General features: G+C 59.6%; 17 protein-coding genes and 1 other RNA gene. 12 read left to right on the top strand and 6 right to left on the bottom strand.

The annotated features are described in order from the left end of the window. The first annotated feature begins 13 nt into the window (after nt 1-13). Together ACLD1X_RS01785 and zapE are read left to right on the top strand one after the other, a co-directional pair. Nucleotides 14-1,369 (top strand): tryptophan--tRNA ligase, encoded by a 1,356-nt coding sequence (locus ACLD1X_RS01785; RefSeq protein WP_429365857.1) that lies wholly within the window; start codon nt 14-16, stop codon nt 1,367-1,369. 90 nt (nt 1,370-1,459) lie between these two features. Then, nucleotides 1,460-2,554, top strand: coding sequence for a cell division protein ZapE (gene zapE, locus ACLD1X_RS01780; protein ID WP_043302216.1), 1,095 nt, complete (start codon nt 1,460-1,462; stop codon nt 2,552-2,554). 193 nt (nt 2,555-2,747) lie between these two features. Here zapE and ACLD1X_RS01775 read toward each other — a convergent pair whose 3' ends face one another. Further along, a complete protein-coding gene (locus tag ACLD1X_RS01775; RefSeq protein WP_178120848.1) occupies nt 2,748-3,668 on the bottom strand; it encodes a GlxA family transcriptional regulator in 921 nt (306 codons plus the stop codon). A 221-nt stretch (nt 3,669-3,889) separates the two neighbouring features. Here ACLD1X_RS01775 and ACLD1X_RS01770 point away from each other — a divergent pair, with 221 nt between their 5' ends. Then, nucleotides 3,890-5,026 (top strand): acyl-CoA dehydrogenase family protein, encoded by a 1,137-nt coding sequence (locus ACLD1X_RS01770; RefSeq protein ID WP_429365856.1) that lies wholly within the window; start codon nt 3,890-3,892, stop codon nt 5,024-5,026. A 103-nt stretch (nt 5,027-5,129) separates the two neighbouring features. Here ACLD1X_RS01770 and ACLD1X_RS01765 read toward each other — a convergent pair whose 3' ends face one another. After that, nucleotides 5,130-6,170 (bottom strand): NADP(H)-dependent aldo-keto reductase, encoded by a 1,041-nt coding sequence (locus tag ACLD1X_RS01765; RefSeq protein WP_429365855.1) that lies wholly within the window; start codon nt 6,168-6,170, stop codon nt 5,130-5,132. Nucleotides 6,171-6,415: 245 nt separating this feature from the next. On the opposite strand from ACLD1X_RS01765, the gene rplM reads away from it, so the two are divergent. The 7 genes from rplM to ACLD1X_RS01730 all read left to right on the top strand — a co-directional run bounded on the left by rplM (nt 6,416) and on the right by ACLD1X_RS01730 (nt 11,304). After that, entirely contained in the window at nt 6,416-6,844 is a 429-nt protein-coding gene (rplM, locus tag ACLD1X_RS01760) for a 50S ribosomal protein L13 (RefSeq protein WP_003228062.1), read from the top strand. 14 nt (nt 6,845-6,858) lie between these two features. After that, a complete protein-coding gene (gene rpsI, locus ACLD1X_RS01755) occupies nt 6,859-7,251 on the top strand; it encodes a 30S ribosomal protein S9 (RefSeq protein ID WP_003228056.1) in 393 nt (130 codons plus the stop codon). A 268-nt stretch (nt 7,252-7,519) separates the two neighbouring features. Continuing rightward, nucleotides 7,520-8,113, top strand: a complete 594-nt coding sequence (petA, locus tag ACLD1X_RS01750) for a ubiquinol-cytochrome c reductase iron-sulfur subunit (protein ID WP_085715926.1) — start codon at nt 7,520-7,522, stop codon at nt 8,111-8,113. Further along, a complete protein-coding gene (locus ACLD1X_RS01745) occupies nt 8,113-9,324 on the top strand; it encodes a cytochrome b (protein WP_429365854.1) in 1,212 nt (403 codons plus the stop codon). The genes petA and ACLD1X_RS01745 overlap by 1 nt, the downstream gene beginning before the upstream one ends. Further along, nucleotides 9,324-10,106 carry a cytochrome c1 gene (locus tag ACLD1X_RS01740; protein WP_429365853.1) on the top strand — a complete coding sequence of 261 codons (783 nt, stop codon included), beginning with the start codon at nt 9,324-9,326 and terminating at the stop codon, nt 10,104-10,106. Before ACLD1X_RS01745 ends, ACLD1X_RS01740 begins: the two co-directional genes overlap by 1 nt. A gap of 150 nt (nt 10,107-10,256) precedes the next feature. After that, the gene (locus ACLD1X_RS01735; RefSeq protein WP_007989864.1) at nt 10,257-10,874 is read left to right on the top strand and encodes a glutathione S-transferase N-terminal domain-containing protein; all 618 of its coding nucleotides are present in this window, start codon (nt 10,257-10,259) and stop codon (nt 10,872-10,874) included. 16 nt (nt 10,875-10,890) lie between these two features. Beyond that, nucleotides 10,891-11,304 (top strand): ClpXP protease specificity-enhancing factor, encoded by a 414-nt coding sequence (locus tag ACLD1X_RS01730; protein ID WP_007998247.1) that lies wholly within the window; start codon nt 10,891-10,893, stop codon nt 11,302-11,304. Nucleotides 11,305-11,474: 170 nt separating this feature from the next. Here the strand turns inward: ACLD1X_RS01730 and ACLD1X_RS01725 are convergent, their stop codons facing one another. From ACLD1X_RS01725 to ACLD1X_RS01710, 4 genes are all read right to left on the bottom strand, one after another. Continuing rightward, on the bottom strand, nt 11,475-12,053 hold the full coding sequence (locus tag ACLD1X_RS01725; RefSeq protein WP_007989868.1) for a BON domain-containing protein: 579 nt from the start codon (nt 12,051-12,053) through the stop codon (nt 11,475-11,477). Further along, nucleotides 12,050-12,643, bottom strand: coding sequence for a phosphoheptose isomerase (locus ACLD1X_RS01720; RefSeq protein WP_007972584.1), 594 nt, complete (start codon nt 12,641-12,643; stop codon nt 12,050-12,052). Before ACLD1X_RS01720 ends, ACLD1X_RS01725 begins: the two co-directional genes overlap by 4 nt. A 104-nt stretch (nt 12,644-12,747) precedes the next feature. Further along, complete coding sequence (locus tag ACLD1X_RS01715) at nt 12,748-13,110, bottom strand: YraN family protein (RefSeq protein WP_111279712.1); 363 nt, start codon at nt 13,108-13,110, stop codon at nt 12,748-12,750. Further along, nucleotides 13,110-14,921: a penicillin-binding protein activator gene (locus ACLD1X_RS01710; RefSeq protein WP_429365852.1), complete on the bottom strand. Its 1,812-nt coding sequence runs from the start codon at nt 14,919-14,921 to the stop codon at nt 13,110-13,112. The genes ACLD1X_RS01715 and ACLD1X_RS01710 overlap by 1 nt, the downstream gene beginning before the upstream one ends. Nucleotides 14,922-15,098: 177 nt before the next feature. On the opposite strand from ACLD1X_RS01710, the gene rsmI reads away from it, so the two are divergent. Both rsmI and rnpB read left to right on the top strand, forming a co-directional pair. Next, nucleotides 15,099-16,004: a 16S rRNA (cytidine(1402)-2'-O)-methyltransferase gene (rsmI, locus tag ACLD1X_RS01705; RefSeq protein WP_413427714.1), complete on the top strand. Its 906-nt coding sequence runs from the start codon at nt 15,099-15,101 to the stop codon at nt 16,002-16,004. A gap of 75 nt (nt 16,005-16,079) precedes the next feature. After that, an RNA gene (rnpB, locus tag ACLD1X_RS01700) (RNase P RNA component class A) lies at nt 16,080-16,433 on the top strand. The last annotated feature ends 134 nt before the right edge of the window (nt 16,434-16,567 follow it).

Genomic DNA, 16,567 nt, shown 5'->3' with positions numbered 1-16,567 from the left:
CAAGCGATTACCCATGACGACTCGTACCCGTATCCTCACCGGCATCACCACCACCGGCACGCCGCACCTGGGCAACTACGCTGGCGCCATCCGCCCGGCGATCCTTGCCAGCCGTGACAGCAATGCCGATTCGTTCTACTTCCTGGCCGACTACCACGCCCTGATCAAGTGCGATGACCCGCTGCGCATCCAGCGCTCGCGTCTGGAAATCGCCGCGACCTGGCTGGCCGGTGGCCTGGATGTCGATCGCGTGACCTTCTACCGCCAGTCCGACATCCCGGAAATCCCCGAGCTGACCTGGCTGCTGACCTGCGTCGCCGCCAAGGGCCTGCTCAACCGCGCCCATGCCTACAAGGCTTCGGTGGACAAGAACGTCGAGACCGGCGAAGACCCGGACGCGGGCATCACCATGGGCCTGTACAGCTACCCGGTGCTGATGGCGGCGGACATTCTGATGTTCAACGCACACAAGGTGCCGGTCGGTCGTGACCAGATCCAGCACGTGGAAATGGCGCGGGACATCGGTCAGCGCTTCAACCACCTGTTTGGCCAGGGCAAGGAGTTCTTCACCATGCCCGAGGCGCTGATCGAAGAGAGCGTCGCCACGTTGCCGGGCCTGGATGGCCGCAAGATGTCGAAGAGCTACGACAACACCATTCCGCTGTTCAGCAGCGCCAAAGAGATGAAGGACGCGATTTCGCGGATCGTCACCGACTCCCGCGCGCCGGGCGAAGCCAAGGATCCGGACAATTCGCACCTGTTCACCCTGTTCCAGGCATTCGCTACCCCGGCGCAGGCCGACGAGTTCCGCAGCGAGCTGTTGCAGGGGCTGGGTTGGGGCGAGGCGAAGAATCGTCTGTTCCAGCTGCTGGACGCCGAACTGGGCGAATCCCGCGAGCGCTACAACCAGCTGATCGAGCGTCCTGCGGATCTGGAAGACATCCTGCAACACGGCGCGAAAAAGGCCCGTGCTGTCGCGACGCCGTTCCTCAACGAACTGCGAGAAGCGGTGGGCTTGCGCTCATTCGTTGCTCAGGCTCAAGTGGCGGCGACCACCAAGAAGAAAGCCGCGAAAGCCGCGCGTTTTGTCAGTTTCCGCGAAGACGACGGCAGTTTCCGCTTCCGTCTGCTGGCGGCCGATGGCGAACAACTGCTGCTGTCGTGCAACTTCGCCGATGGTAAAACCGCCGGTCAGGTGACCAAGCAACTGCAGGCGGGCCAGGCATTGGATGTGCGCAGTGACGAGCTGGGCTTCAGCGTCTGGCTCGAAGGCCAGTGCGTTGCCGACAGCCCGGCCTTCGCCGACAGCGCCGCACGCGACGCGGCCATTGAAGCCTTGCGCATTGCCCTGACACCGGTTCAGGAATAAACAACGGTTCGGCCTGACCAAGGGCCGATTGCCATTCCGGCGGGCCGTCGCTACAGTGTCGGCCCGTTTTTGTTGCCTTGCTAACGAATTATGACGCCCCTAGAACGATATCAAGCTGATCTGAAACGCCCGGAATTCTTTCATGACGCCGCGCAGGAAACTGCCGTGCGCCATTTGCAGCGCCTGTACGACGACCTGGTCGCGGCCGAGCAAAACAAGCCGGGCCTGCTGGGCAAGTTGTTTGGCAAGAAGGATCAGGCCCCGGTCAAGGGCTTGTACTTCTGGGGTGGCGTAGGTCGCGGCAAGACTTACCTGGTGGACACCTTCTTCGAAGCGCTGCCCTTCAAGGAAAAGTCCCGTACGCACTTCCACCGCTTCATGAAGCGCGTGCACGAAGAGATGAAGACCCTGGGCGGCGAGAAAAACCCGCTGACCATCATCGCCAAGCGCTTTGCCACCGAAGCCCGGGTGATCTGCTTCGATGAGTTCTTCGTCTCCGACATCACCGACGCCATGATCCTGGGCACCCTGATGGAAGAGCTGTTCAAGAACGGCGTGACCCTGGTCGCGACTTCGAACATCGTGCCGGACGGCCTGTACAAGGACGGCCTGCAACGCGCGCGCTTCCTGCCGGCCATTGCGCTGATCAAGCAGAACACCGAGATCGTCAACGTCGACAGCGGCGTCGACTACCGTTTGCGTCACCTTGAGCAGGCGGAACTGTTCCACTTCCCGCTCGACGAGGCGTCCCACGAAAGCCTGCGCAAGAGCTTTCGCGCGCTGACACCGGAATGCACGGCAGCCATCGAGAACGATGTGCTGATGATCGAAAACCGCGAGATCCGTGCCCTACGCACCTGTGATGACGTGGCCTGGTTCGACTTCCGCGAACTGTGCGACGGCCCGCGCAGCCAGAACGACTACATCGAACTGGGCAAGATCTTCCACGCCGTGCTGCTCAGCGGTGTCGAGCAGATGAGCGTCACCACCGACGACATCGCCCGACGTTTCATCAACATGGTTGACGAGTTCTACGACCGCAACGTGAAACTGATCATTTCTGCCGAGGTTGAGCTCAAGGACCTGTACACCGGTGGCCGCCTGAACTTCGAGTTCCAGCGGACCCTGAGCCGACTGCTGGAAATGCAGTCCCACGAATTCCTGTCCCGGGCGCACAAGCCGTAGGACGATTCGGAAAATGAAAAAGGCCTGCAAATGCAGGCTTTTTTTGTGCGCCGAAGAACCCTGGAGTTCATCACAATCCCCTGTGGGAGCGGGCTTGCTCGCGAAGGCGTCGTGTCAGTTGATACTCTTTTTGCTGACACTCCGCTTTCGCGAGCAAGCCCGCTCCCACATGGGAAAATTGTTGGGCTGAGACCTACGCAGCCTGCTGAAACTGCTGCCGATACTGGTTCGGCGACAACTCCGTGTGCTGGCGGAACAGTCTCGCAAAGAAGCTCGCGTCGTCGTAGCCGACCTCGTAACTGATGGTCTTGATGCTCTTGCGGCTGCCGGACAGCAGGCCCTTGGCGGTTTCGATGCGCAGGCGTTGCAGGTAATGCAGCGGCTTGTCGCCGGTGGCGGTCTGGAAGCGGCGCATGAAGTTGCGGATGCTCATGCCGTGTTCGCGGGCGACGTCTTCGAAGCGGAACTTGTCGGCGAAGTGTTCTTCGAGCCAGTGCTGGATCTGCAGGATGATCACGTCCTGGTGCAGCTTCTGGCCGCCAAACCCGATGCGTCCAGGTGAGTAGCTGCGCTGCACCTCATACAGAATGTCCCGCGCCACGGCCTGGGACACATTGGCACCGCAGAAACGCTCGATCAGGTAAATGTACAAATCGCACGCCGAGGTGGTGCCGCCGGCGCAGTACAGGTTGTCGGCGTCGGTCAGGTGCTTGTCCTGATTGAGCTGAACCTGGGGGAAGCGTTCGGCGAAAGCATTGAAGAAGCGCCAATAGGTGGTCGCTTCCTTGCCATTGAGCAGCCCGGCTTCGGCCAGCCAGAAAACACCGGTGGCCTCGCCGCACAGCACGGCACCGCGCGCATGTTGCTGGCGTAGCCAGGGCAGGACTTGCGGGTAACGTTTGCAGAGGCTGTCGAAATCGTCCCAGAACGCGGGAAGAACGATGATGTCGGCGTTTTCCAGGCCGCCATCCACCGGAATCATCACATCGCTGAAAGTGTTGACCGGTTTGCCGTCGGGGCTGACCAGGCGGGTTTCGAACGCCGGTGTCAGGCCCTGGCCCAGCTGTTTGCCGTAGCGCAGGCTGGCGAGGTGGAAGAAATCCTTGGCTTGCATGAGGGTGGAAGCGAAAACCCGGTCGATGGCCAGGATGCTGACGCGCCGCAGGGGCGTGGAGGCTTGGTTAGACATAATTCAACTTTATTTTTATAGGGGGAAGTGGTCACCAGACGGCTGGATCGTCTTATTTTTTGTCGGATGTGTCCAGTGTCCTGTATCGGAAGCGAGGCATAGTCTCTGAAGGTCAACTCCTTCTAAAAACAAAGAAAAGGTGCCGCATGATCCCCAGAACCTTGTTCAGTCCCGAGCACGAGCTTTTCCGCGACAGCGTGCGCACGTTCCTCGAAAAAGAGGCGGTGCCGTTCCATGGGCAGTGGGAAAAACAAGGCTATATCGACCGTCAGCTGTGGAACAAGGCAGGGGAGGCGGGGATGCTGTGCTCGCACCTGCCGGAAGAGTACGGCGGTCTGGGGGCGGACTTTCTCTACAGTGCGGTGGTGATCGAAGAGGTCGGGCGACTTGGCCTGACCGGCATCGGTTTTTCCCTGCACTCGGACATCGTGGCGCCGTACATCCTGCATTACGGCAGTGAAGCGCTGAAACACAAATACCTGCCCAAGCTGGTGTCCGGCGAGATGGTTACCGCGATCGCCATGACCGAGCCGGGCGCCGGTTCCGATCTGCAGGGCGTGAAAACCACGGCCGTGCTCGATGGTGACGAGTATGTGATCAACGGCTCCAAGACTTTCATCACCAACGGTTACCTGGCTGATCTGGTGATCGTCGTCGCCAAGACCGATCCGAAGGCGGGCGCGAAGGGCACCAGCCTGTTTCTGGTGGAGGCCAATACGCCGGGCTTCGACAAGGGCAAGCGCCTGGAAAAGGTCGGGATGAAAGCCCAGGACACCTCGGAGCTGTTCTTCCAGGACGTGCGTGTGCCCAAGGAGAACCTGCTGGGCCAGGCCGGGATGGGGTTTGCCTACCTGATGCAGGAGTTGCCCCAGGAGCGCCTCACGGTGGCCGTTGGCGGGCTGGCTTCAGCTGAAGCGGCGCTGCAATGGACGCTGGACTACACCCGCGAGCGCAAGGCGTTCGGCAAGTCGATCGCGGATTTCCAGAATACCCGGTTCAAACTGGCGGAGATGGCCACGGAAATCCAGATCGGCCGCGTCTTCGTCGACCGCTGCCTGGAGCTGCACCTGCAAGGCAAGCTCGACGTGCCGACGGCGGCGATGGCCAAGTACTGGGGCACCGACCTGCAATGCAAGGTGCTCGACGAGTGCGTGCAGTTGCACGGTGGTTACGGGTTCATGTGGGAGTACCCGATCGCACGGGCATGGGCGGATGCGCGGGTGCAGCGGATCTATGCCGGGACGAACGAGATCATGAAGGAGATCATTGCGCGGTCGCTTTGATTGGCGCTGACTGCCAGTCCGTCTTCGCGAGCAGGCTCGCTCCCACAGGTACGGCGTAAACCTTGTGGGAGCGAGCCTGCTCGCGAATGGCACTATGAATCAATCAAGGTGCCGGATTCGGATGATCCTTGTGAATCGCCTCGATTCCTTCCAGCACTTCCTCCGACAGTTTCAGGTCGAAACTGGCAATGTTGCTCTCCAGTTGTTCCATGGTCGTGGCGCCGATGATGTTACTGGTCACGAATGGCTGCTGCGTGACGAACGCCAGGGCCATTTGCGCCGGATCCAGGCCGTGTTCGCGGGCCAATGCCACGTAACGGCTGCAGGCGGCTTCCGACTGCGGGTTGAAATAGCGGCTGAAGCGGCTGTAGAGGCTCAGGCGGCCCTTCGGCGGGCGAGCGCCACCTTCGTACTTGCCTGACAGGAAACCGAACGCCAGCGGCGAATAGGCGAGCAGGCCGCATTGTTCGCGGATGGCGATTTCCGCCAGGCCGACTTCAAAGCTGCGATTGAGCAGGTTGTACGGGTTCTGGATCGACACGGCACGCGGCCAGCCCCGGGCTTCGGCCAGGGCGAGAAAGCGCATGGTGCCCCATGGCGTTTCGTTGGACAGGCCGATGTGGCGGATCTTGCCGGCGCGGACCTGCTCGTCCAGCGCTTCGAGGGTGTCCTCCAGCGGCGTCAGGTTGGCTTCGATCTTGTGCTTGTAGCCAAGCTGGCCGAAGAAGTTGGTGCTGCGCTCCGGCCAGTGCAACTGGTACAGGTCGATGTAGTCGGTCTGCAGGCGCTTGAGACTGGCATCCACGGCTTCGGTGATGTGCTGTCGATTGTGTCGAAGGTTCTTGTCGCGGATGTAGTCGATGGTGTTGCCCGGGCCAGCGATCTTGCTGGCCAGGATCCAGTCGGCGCGGTCGCCGCGGCTCTTGAAGTAATTGCCGATATAGCGTTCGGTGGTGGCGTAGGTTTCGGCCTTGGGTGGCACCGGGTACATCTCGGCTGTGTCGATGAAATTGATTCCGGCACTCTTGGCCCGTTCAATCTGGGCGAAGGCGTCTGCCTCGCTGTTTTGCTCGCCCCAGGTCATGGTTCCGAGGCAGATGGCGCTCACGTTCAGGTTCGTTCGGCCTAGCTGGCGATAGTCCATCGGGTGCTCCTTGGGCAAAACAATCATAAAAGCAGGTTGAAATATTTTTCGCAATCTGCATAATTGCGCACCTCTTTCTGCAGTGGAAGTGATGCGCCGCCGCCGAAGAATCTTGCCGTTGAACGGACGCGCCGACCCGAGCCCCCGAAAGCGTCTGTATCCGGCTGCCTTTGACTTGTCAAAGTACGCACTATTCAGTAAGATCCGCCGTCTAATTTACAGGGCGGCCCCTGAGGCTATAAAGAATGAAAACTTTTACTGCTAAACCGGAAACAGTAAAGCGCGACTGGTTTGTCGTCGACGCTGCTGGTCAGACCCTGGGTCGTCTGGCCACCGAAATCGCGAGCCGTCTGCGTGGCAAGCACAAGCCTGAGTACACTCCTCACGTTGACACCGGCGACTACATCGTCGTAATCAACGCTGAGCAGATCCGTGTTACCGGTGCTAAAACCACTGACAAAATGTACTACTCCCACTCCGGTTTCCCGGGCGGCATCAAGTCGATCAACTTTGAAAAGCTGATCGCCAAGGCCCCTGAGCGCGTGATCGAGACCGCGGTCAAAGGCATGCTGCCTAAGAACCCGCTGGGTCGCGACATGTACCGTAAGCTGAAAGTCTATGCGGGCGCTGCACACCCTCATACTGCTCAGCAGCCCCAAGAACTGAAGATTTAACGGAATAGTTCATTATGTCGGCGACTCAAAATTACGGCACTGGCCGTCGCAAGACCGCAACCGCACGCGTTTTCCTGCGTCCGGGTACTGGTAACATCTCCATCAACAACCGTTCGCTGGATAATTTCTTCGGCCGCGAAACTGCCCGCATGGTAGTTCGTCAGCCGCTGGAATTGACTGAGACTGTCGAGAAGTTCGACATCTACGTCACCGTGATCGGCGGTGGTGTAAGTGGTCAGGCTGGCGCAATCCGCCACGGCATCACTCGCGCTCTGATGGACTACGACGAGACTCTGCGCAGCGCCCTGCGTAAAGCCGGCTTCGTAACCCGCGATGCTCGTGAAGTTGAACGTAAGAAAGTCGGTCTGCGTAAAGCGCGTAAGCGTCCGCAGTACTCGAAGCGTTAATTCGCTTTCACGTTCAAAAAAGAACGCCCAGTATCCTCACGGAGCTGGGCGTTTTTTTATGCCTGCGATTTATCAAAGAATTGCGCTGTGACAACTTGCCACATCCGCAGACGCCCTATACTACAAGGCTTGGGGGTGATGGGCTCCGGTAATTACCTTGTCAGGATTGGGGCTTTTCATTACCATTCGGCAAAATTTTTATAAGTACATAGATTTACTTAGTAGATGCCTGATTTAACAGGCCACAAAGCTGATGGGAGAGGACTGAATGAGCAATGACGGCGTGAATGCAGGCCGGCGTCGCTTCTTGGTAGCAGCCACATCCGTGGTGGGTGCTGCAGGAGCGGTGGGGGCTGCGGTCCCGTTCGTGGGGTCATGGTTTCCCAGTGCCAAGGCGAAAGCCGCCGGTGCACCGGTGAAAGTGAATGTCAGCAAAGTCGAGCCAGGCCAGCAGATGATTGCTGAGTGGCGCGGCCAGCCGGTGTTCATCGTCCGCCGTACACCGGAAATCCTGGGGAATCTGAAGAAGATCGAGGGCCAGCTCGCCGATCCGACCTCCAAGAACTCGACACAACCGACTTACGTTGATCCGGAAATCCGTTCGATCAAGCCTGAGGTACTGCTGCTGATCGGTATCTGCACGCACCTGGGTTGCTCGCCGACCTTCCGTCCTGAAGTGGCACCTGCGGATCTGGGTAAAGACTGGGTAGGCGGTTATTTCTGCCCTTGCCACGGTTCCCACTACGATCTGGCTGGCCGCGTCTACAAGTCGCAACCTGCGCCTTTGAACCTGCCAGTTCCCCCGCATTCCTATGAGACCGATGAGATCATTGTCATTGGCGTCGATACGGAGAAAGCGTGATGAACAAATTCATGGATTGGGTTGACGCGCGCTTTCCCGCAACCAAGATGTGGGAAGACCATCTCAGCAAGTATTACGCTCCAAAAAACTTCAACTTCTTCTATTTCTTTGGCTCCCTGGCGCTGCTCGTTCTGGTCAACCAGATCGTTACCGGTGTCTGGCTGACCATGAGCTACAACCCGTCGGCGGAAGAGGCGTTCGCCTCCGTCGAATACATCATGCGCGATGTCGAGTACGGCTCGATCCTGCGTCTGCTGCACTCCACCGGCGCTTCGGCGTTCTTCATCGTGGTCTATCTGCACATGTTCCGTGGCCTGCTCTACGGTTCGTACCAGAAGCCGCGTGAGCTGGTGTGGGTCTTCGGCATGCTGATCTACCTGGCGCTGATGGCCGAAGCCTTCATGGGCTACCTGCTGCCGTGGGGGCAGATGTCCTACTGGGGTGCCCAGGTGATCATCTCGCTGTTCGGTGCGATCCCGGTCATCGGCAACGACCTGACCCAGTGGATTCGTGGTGACTACCTGATTTCCGGCATTACCCTGAACCGCTTCTTCGCCTTGCACGTGGTTGCCCTGCCGATCGTTATCCTGGGTCTGGTGGTGCTGCACATCCTGGCGTTGCACGAAGTCGGCTCGAACAACCCGGACGGCGTGGACATCAAGAAGCACAAGGACGAAAACGGCATACCGCTGGACGGCATTGCCTTCCACCCGTACTACACCGTGAAAGATATCGTCGGTGTGGTGGTGTTCCTGTTCATCTTCTGCTCGATCGTGTTTTTCTTCCCGGAAATGGGCGGCTACTTCCTCGAAAAGCCGAACTTTGAAGTGGCGAACGCCTTCAAGACCCCAGAGCACATCGCTCCGGTCTGGTACTTCACCCCGTTCTACGCCATCTTGCGTGCGATTCCGGACAAGCTCCTGGGTGTGATCGCCATGGGCGCGGCCATTGCCGTGCTGTTCGTCCTGCCATGGCTGGACCGTAGCCCGGTCAAGTCGATGCGCTACAAGGGCTGGCTGAGCAAGATCTGGCTCTGGGTGTTCTGCATCGCGTTCGTGATCCTGGGCGTGCTGGGCGTATTGGCCCCGACCCCTGAGCGTACGTTGCTGTCGCAGGTGTGTACCTTCCTGTACTTCGCCTACTTCATTCTGATGCCGTTCTACACCAGGCTCGAGAAGACCAAACCGGTTCCGGAAAGGGTGACTGGCTGATGAAAAAACTATTTGCTGTATTGATGCTTGCTGCGCTGCCAGTGTTCGCTTTCGCAGCTGAACACGGTGGCCCCGAGCTGGAAAAAGTCGACATCGACGTTTCCGATAAAGCCGCCATGCAAGACGGCGCGCGTACGTTCGCCAACTACTGCATGGGTTGCCACAGTGCCAAGTTCCAGCGCTATGAGCGTGTTGCCGATGACCTGGGCATTCCCCATGATTTGATGATGGAGAAGCTGATGTTCACCGGTGCCAAGATCGGCGACCACATGAGCATCGGCATGCAGCCGGCGGACGCCAAGGCCTGGTTTGGCGCGGCGCCACCGGACCTGACCCTGGTTGCCCGTGTTCGCGGTACTGACTGGCTCTACGGTTACCTGAGGTCGTTCTACGAAGATCCTGCGCGCCCATGGGGTGTGAACAACAAGGTCTTCCCGAACGTGGGTATGCCTAACGTCCTGGCCGGCCTGCAAGGTCGCCAGGTGGTTGGCTGCAAACAGGTTCCGATCGTCGAGGGCGGCAAGACGCAATATGACCCTCTGACTGGTACGGCGCTGACTCATGAAGCGTGCGACCAACTGACCATCGTGCCGAAAAGCGGTGCCCTGACTACAGAGCAGTTCGATGAGAAGGTCAAGAATCTGGTAACCTTCCTGGCTTACTCGGCTAACCCGGTTAAGCTGCAACATCAGCGCATCGGTACATACGTATTGCTGTACCTGGCGTTCTTCTTCGTATTCGCTTACCTGCTCAAGCGCGAATACTGGAAAGACGTGCACTGATAAAGCTTCAAGCTATTGCTGTTAATCGCGCGCGCCCAAGGGCGCCTCTGAGGATGTAGCGAAACTGGTGATCCAGTCGTTACGGGAGGCGCCCTCTGGGCGCGCTCGTTTTTCCGCGTTCGATTATTTCTACAAGCGAGGAGGATCGCCATGGGCGTGACCAATCGGTTGGCCTGTTACTCCGACCCCGCCGACCACTATTCCCACCGAGTGCGCATCGTACTGGCAGAGAAGGGTGTCAGCGCCGAGATCATTTACGTGGAAGCTGGACGCCAGCCACCTAAACTGATTGAAGTGAACCCTTACGGCAGCTTGCCCACCCTGGTCGATCGCGACCTGGCGTTGTGGGAGTCGACTGTGGTGATGGAATATCTGGATGAGCGTTACCCGCACCCGCCGCTACTGCCGGTTTATCCCGTGGCGCGTGCCAACAGTCGCCTGCTGATGCATCGCATCCAGCGTGACTGGTGTGGCCTGGTGGATCTGATTCTTGATTCGCGGACCAAGGAGGCGGCCCGTGCCGTGGCCCGCAAAGAGTTGCGCGAAAGCCTGACGGGTGTGTCGCCACTGTTCGCCGACAAGCCGTTTTTCCTCAGTGAGGAACAAAGTCTGGTGGATTGCTGCCTACTGCCCATACTCTGGCGATTGCCGATTCTGGGTATAGAACTGCCGCGGCCGGCCAAGCCGCTGCTTGATTATATGGAGCGCCAGTTTGCGCGTGAGGCTTTCCAGGCGAGTCTGTCTGGTGTCGAACGCGACATGCGCTAAGGCTTAAGGAGCCGCTATGAACTCCAGTCGACCTTATCTGGTCCGCGCGCTCTATGAGTGGATTGTGGACAACGATTGCACCCCGCACATGCTGGTCAATTCCGAGTATCCGTCGGTACAGGTGCCTCAGGGGTTTGCCAGTGACGGCCAGATCGTCCTGAACGTATCGCCCCAAGCTGTGCGTCACTTGCACATGGACAACGAGGCGGTCAGTTTCGAGGGGCGCTTTGGTGGCGTGCCGCATACCCTGTACGTGCCGATTGCTTCGATCCTGGGTATCTACGCCCGGGAGAATGGCCAGGGCATGGTGTTTGATCTGGAATCGCCGATGGGCGAGGACGATGAGATCGAACCGGATGACGATCTTCCGCCACCGGACAGCGAGCCGCCGCGCCCAAGCGGTCGGCCGAGTTTGAAGGTGGTGAAATAAAAAAAGGGTGATCCGCAAGGGTCACCCTTTTTTATTTCGCCACCTTCAAACGATGTAGGAGCGAGCTTGCTCGCGATGGACGTGAACGATGATGCGTGCAGTCTGAATGAACGCAGTGTCATTGCGTTTTTCGTCGGAACGCCGCCCGGAGCTAGCTCGCTCCTACAGGGTCAGTCGATGTACTCGAACAGCTTCACAATCTTCTGCACACCGGAAACCCCTTGCACCAGGTTGGTCGCCTGCGCGGCTTCCTGTTTGGTCAGCAGGCCCAGCATGTAGACGATGCCGTTTTCAGTGACAACCTTGATGCGCGAGCCGGGGATGTTCGCATCGGCGAGCATCTGGGTTTTGATCTTGGTGGTCAGCCAGGTGTCGTTCTGGCGTGCCAGCAACGAGGAGGGTGGCAGGATTTGCAGTTCGTTGTGCACCTGTTTCACACGCTGGACGGCGGCGGCAGCCTGTTCGGCCTTGGCCTTGAGGTCTGCGCGTGGCGTTTGCCCGGCGAGCAGCACGACGCCGTTGAAGCTGGTGACGACGATGTGCGAATCCTTGTCCAGGGCCGGGTCGGCCTTGGCGACGTTCACGCCAACCTTGGTGTCGATCAGGGAGTCATCGATCTTGCTGCCCAGTGTGCGAGTACCGCGGTCATCTTCAATCGGTGCTTCACGGCTGGCCGTCACTACCGAGGTGCAGCCACTGATGCCGAGGCACAGGGTCAAGGCCAACAGGCCAAGGCGATTAGGGGTCATTCTTCACTCCCGAACAATTGGCTGTCGATCAAATCGCAAAGGCAATGGATCGCCAGCAGGTGGACTTCTTGAATACGAGCGGTGACGTTGGCCGGTACGCGAATCTCGACGTCCTCGGGCAACAGCAGCGACGCCATGCCGCCACCATCACGACCCGTTAATGCTACGACAATCATTTCGCGATCATGTGCGGCCTGGATCGCCTGAATTATGTTGGCCGAGTTGCCGCTGGTGGAGATAGCCAGCAGCACATCGCCCGGTTGGCCGAGTGCGCGGATCTGCTTGGAGAAGATTTCGTTGTAGCTGTAGTCATTGGCGATCGAGGTGATCGTCGAGCTGTCGGTCGTCAGGGCGATGGCCGGCAGGCTCGGGCGCTCGCGCTCAAAGCGATTGAGCAGCTCGGACGAGAAGTGCTGGGCGTCGCCGGCAGAGCCGCCGTTGCCGCAGGAAAGCATTTTGCCTTCGTTGAGCAGGGCGTTGACCATGACCTGGCTGGCTTGCTCGATGTGCGGTGCAAGTACTTCCATCGCCTGTTGCTTGGTGTCGATACTGGCCTGAAAAAGCTGGCGAATTCGGGATTGCATGTCCATCTGTGTGACCTTAAGTAGCGCGGCTGTTCGGCACGTGAATGTGCAGCCCGCAAAGCAAAGAGCAAAAGTGTTGGGTGGTAGTGTCCGGTTCGCAATGCCGACGATCAGCCGTCGAAGGCATTCTGTAGCCAGTTCAACTGATCGAGATTGCTGTCGATGGCAATCACGTCGAAGCGGCAAGGGGAATTGGCCCAGCGCGACTCGCACTGAAGAAAATACTGCGCGGCGAAAATCAGTTTTTGCCGTTTGCGCTCATCGATGCTATCGAGCGCGCCACCCCATTGAGTGTTTTTTCTGTAGCGGACTTCAACGAATACTACTGTATCGCCATCTAGCATGACCAGATCAAGCTCGCCGCGTTTACACAACCAGTTCTGCGCCAGCAGGCGCAGACCCTGTTGTTGAAGATGCTCGAGCGCATGGCGCTCGGCATCCTTGCCGCTTTGCTGGCGTGACCTGTCGGGCATCAGCGAGTGGTGTCCGGCAGGCGCTGGACCTGGCCATTGGCGAACTGGGCCCATGGCAACTGGCGCACGACACGCTGGCTCTGGGTCATGCCAAGGCTGCCCGACTCGCCGTCGATTCGGCTGTCCGGCAGAGACTTGAGCTGGCCCAGGCGTGGCGCCAGTCGATAGGCGTCCACGCCCATGGCATACAGGCGCCCCAGGCTGCCGGCGGCTTGTGGCCACTGGGCGGTGACCTGGCGGCGCAGCGGGTCGTTGGCGTCCAGCAACCATGGCGTCTCGCAGAAGCGGATGCCATTCATGTCGTTGTACTGGTTGACGTCACCGCTGGCACTGAACACGTGGGAGGTGGCGTAGACCGGAACATCGCCTGCGTACTGGAAGTTCAGGGTCGGTTTGATCTGCTGGGCCTGTTGCGGTGTTGCGGCCAGGAAGATGAACTCGATGTCCTGGCGGCGCGATGGCTGGGCGGCGACTTGCGAGCCAACAGTGCTTTGCAGGCTCTTGGCGCGACCTTCGCTCTGACGCAGCTGGAACATGTCGGCAATCTGCTGGGCCAGCTGGACCGGTTGATCGACGCGTTCGGTGGCAATGATGGTGCCGCCATTGGCTTGCCAATCCTGGCTGAACGCCTTGAGCACGCGGTCGCCCCATTCACCTTTCGGCACCATGATGGCGGCGCGATGCAGGCCGTCGGCGCGAGCGCGGCGCGACACTTCACGGGCTTCGTCTTCAGCGGCCAGACCGAACTGGAACAATTGCGCCGGACCTTGGTCACCCTCGCTGTAGTTCAGCGCCAGGGTGGTGATCGGCAATTGCGGGCGGGTGCTCAGCTGTTTGACCAGCGGCTTCTCCAGCGGCCCGACGACCAGTTGCACGCCATCGGCCTGGGCCTTGCGGTAGAACTCGTCCATGGAGGTCAGGTGCGAGCTGTCATAAAACTCGATGGCGGGCGGCTTCTGCCCGGCCTGTTGTGCCTGGTAGTGAGCGGCCATGAAACCGTCGCGCAGTGCTTTACCGACCGAGGCCAAGGGGCCGTCCTGAGGCAGCAGCAGGGCGATTTTGCTCAGGGGCTGGCTGGCCAGCTCCTTGAGTTGGGTCAGTGGCTGCGGCAATTGGATGGCGGCCGGGTGTTTCGGATGCTGTGCGCGCCAGTTATCGATGGCGGCCTGTTGCTGCTCAAGGGTGCCGGCGGACTTCACGGCCAGCGCCAGGGCCATCCAGCCACCGAGATCGTCGGTGGTGTTGGGCTGCAGCTGGTCGGTCGGCAGCGAAGCGATCAGGGCCCAGATGGCTTCGTGGTTTTTGCTCGCGGCTTCACCTTTGAGCATCGGGGCAATGAAAATGCGCTCGCGAGCAGCGGCGAGGGGCTGGCCATCAGCTTCCAGGGCGCGGGCGTGAACGGTGCCGGTGCGCACCTGTTGCTCTACCGGCAGTTCGCTCAAGCGCTGCAGGCTTGGGTGGCTCAAGGCCGTCAGCGCTGCCTTGGGCTGATTGCGGGTCATGGCCAGTTCAGCCGCCAGGGTGTTGGCGAAAACCTGTTGGCCCGGCTTGAGTTGCTCGATCGGAACCTGTTGCAGGATTTGCGCGGACTGGCCGGCATTGCCCTGGTGATAGGCCAGGTCGGCAGCACTCAAGCGCAGCAGGGCGGCATCTTCCGGTGATTTGCTTTGGGCGGCTTTCGCGAGCAGTTGCTCGATACTGGCGTCCGGTGTCCGTGGAAGTTCGCCAAGGCTGGAGGAGGGCGAGCTGGCGCAAGCCGCCAGCAAGGCAGCGAGGCAGAGGGCAGATAACAGCCGCAGGCAAGCGATCATGTAAGCGTTCCTGATACTCGATCAAATTAGCGTGGAATTGTACCCAAGCACTGGCCGGGGCGCGATGTTAGTGGCGTGAATCGATCAATTTAGCTGGTGAAAATGTTGCGCCAGTGCACAAACGGTCGGCGATACCTCGTTTGCTTGCGCGTATCGTGAGTCTCGCTACGCGCTACAATGGCGACTTTTACCGATCATGAGGTGTGCGCTTTGACTGCTCCAGGTGCTTTGAATTCCGCTGCTGGCTCGCTTTATGTGGTGGCGACGCCCATCGGCAACCTGGATGACATCAGTGCGCGGGCGCTGAAGATCCTGCGTGAAGTGGCCTTGATCGCCGCGGAAGACACCCGTCATTCCCAGCGCTTGATGCAACACTTCGGCATTTCGACGCCATTGGCAGCCTGCCATGAGCACAACGAGAGGGATGAAGGTAGTCGCTTTATCACGCGTCTGCTTGCCGGTGACAACGTGGCGTTGATCTCCGACGCCGGGACGCCGCTGATTTCCGATCCGGGATATCACCTGGTGCGGCAGGCCCGGGCAGCGGGTATCGATGTGGTGCCGGTTCCGGGGGCCTGCGCTTTGATCGCAGCGTTGTCGGCGGCGGGGCTGCCTTCCGACCGATTCATTTTCGAAGGTTTCCTGCCGGCCAAGGCGGTGGGGCGGCGAGCGCGCCTGGAGCAGGTAAAGGAAGAGCCTCGCACCTTGATCTTCTATGAGGCCCCGCATCGCATTCTGGAATGCCTGCAAGACATGGAGCTGGTGTTCGGCCCTGAGCGCCCGGCGCTGCTTGCCCGTGAGTTGACCAAGACGTTTGAAACGCTCAAGGGGCTGCCGCTGGCCGAGCTGCGCGAGTTCGTCGAGTCAGACAGCAATCAGCAGCGTGGCGAGTGCGTGGTGTTGGTGGCGGGCTGGTCTGCCCCCGAGGAGGAGGGCGCCGTCAGCAGCGAGGCGATGCGCATCCTCAACCTGTTGCTCGAAGAAATGCCGCTCAAGCGTGCGGCAGCTTTGGCGGCGCAGATCACCGGCGAGCGAAAGAATGTGCTGTACCAGATTGCCCTGGATAAACAGAAAGGCGAGTAAAACCCGACGCGCAGGCGTGCTGAAGGGCGCTTGGTGCTTGTTCTTCGGGCGCTCTGCCGGTAACCTTCGCGGCGGAGAGTCGATCGGACAGTCGCTGCCCTCTATGAAAATTAGGGGGGGGAGGAAAGTCCGGGCTCCATAGGGCGAAGTGCCAGGTAATGCCTGGGAGGCGTGAGCCTACGGAAAGTGCCACAGAAAATAACCGCCTAAGCGCTTCGGCGCCGGTAAGGGTGAAAAGGTGCGGTAAGAGCGCACCGCACGTCTGGTAACAGTTCGTGGCTAGGTAAACCCCACTTGGAGCAAGACCAAATAGGGTCCCAAGGCGTGGCCCGCGCTGGGACCGGGTAGGTTGCTAAAGATGTCCAGTGATGGCCATCGTAGACGAATGACTGTTCAAGACAGAACCCGGCTTACAGATCGACTCTCCACCTTTTTTCACCCCTCTGCTTAAATTGTTGAGCAGGGTGCTGGTGGTAGCAATGAGCGCGTAATTGGGGTGGTCGCATAAACTCCCCGTAGTAGCCAATTCCCTCCTTGCACAATCGTCAGCAGAACCTCTTTTG

Source organism: Pseudomonas sp. 18173 (assembly GCF_050432945.1).
In the GTDB taxonomy this organism is placed as follows: Bacteria; Pseudomonadota; Gammaproteobacteria; order Pseudomonadales; family Pseudomonadaceae; genus Aquipseudomonas.
Note: the sequence above shows the minus strand (reverse complement) of the source record. Positions and strands in the feature narration are given on the sequence as shown.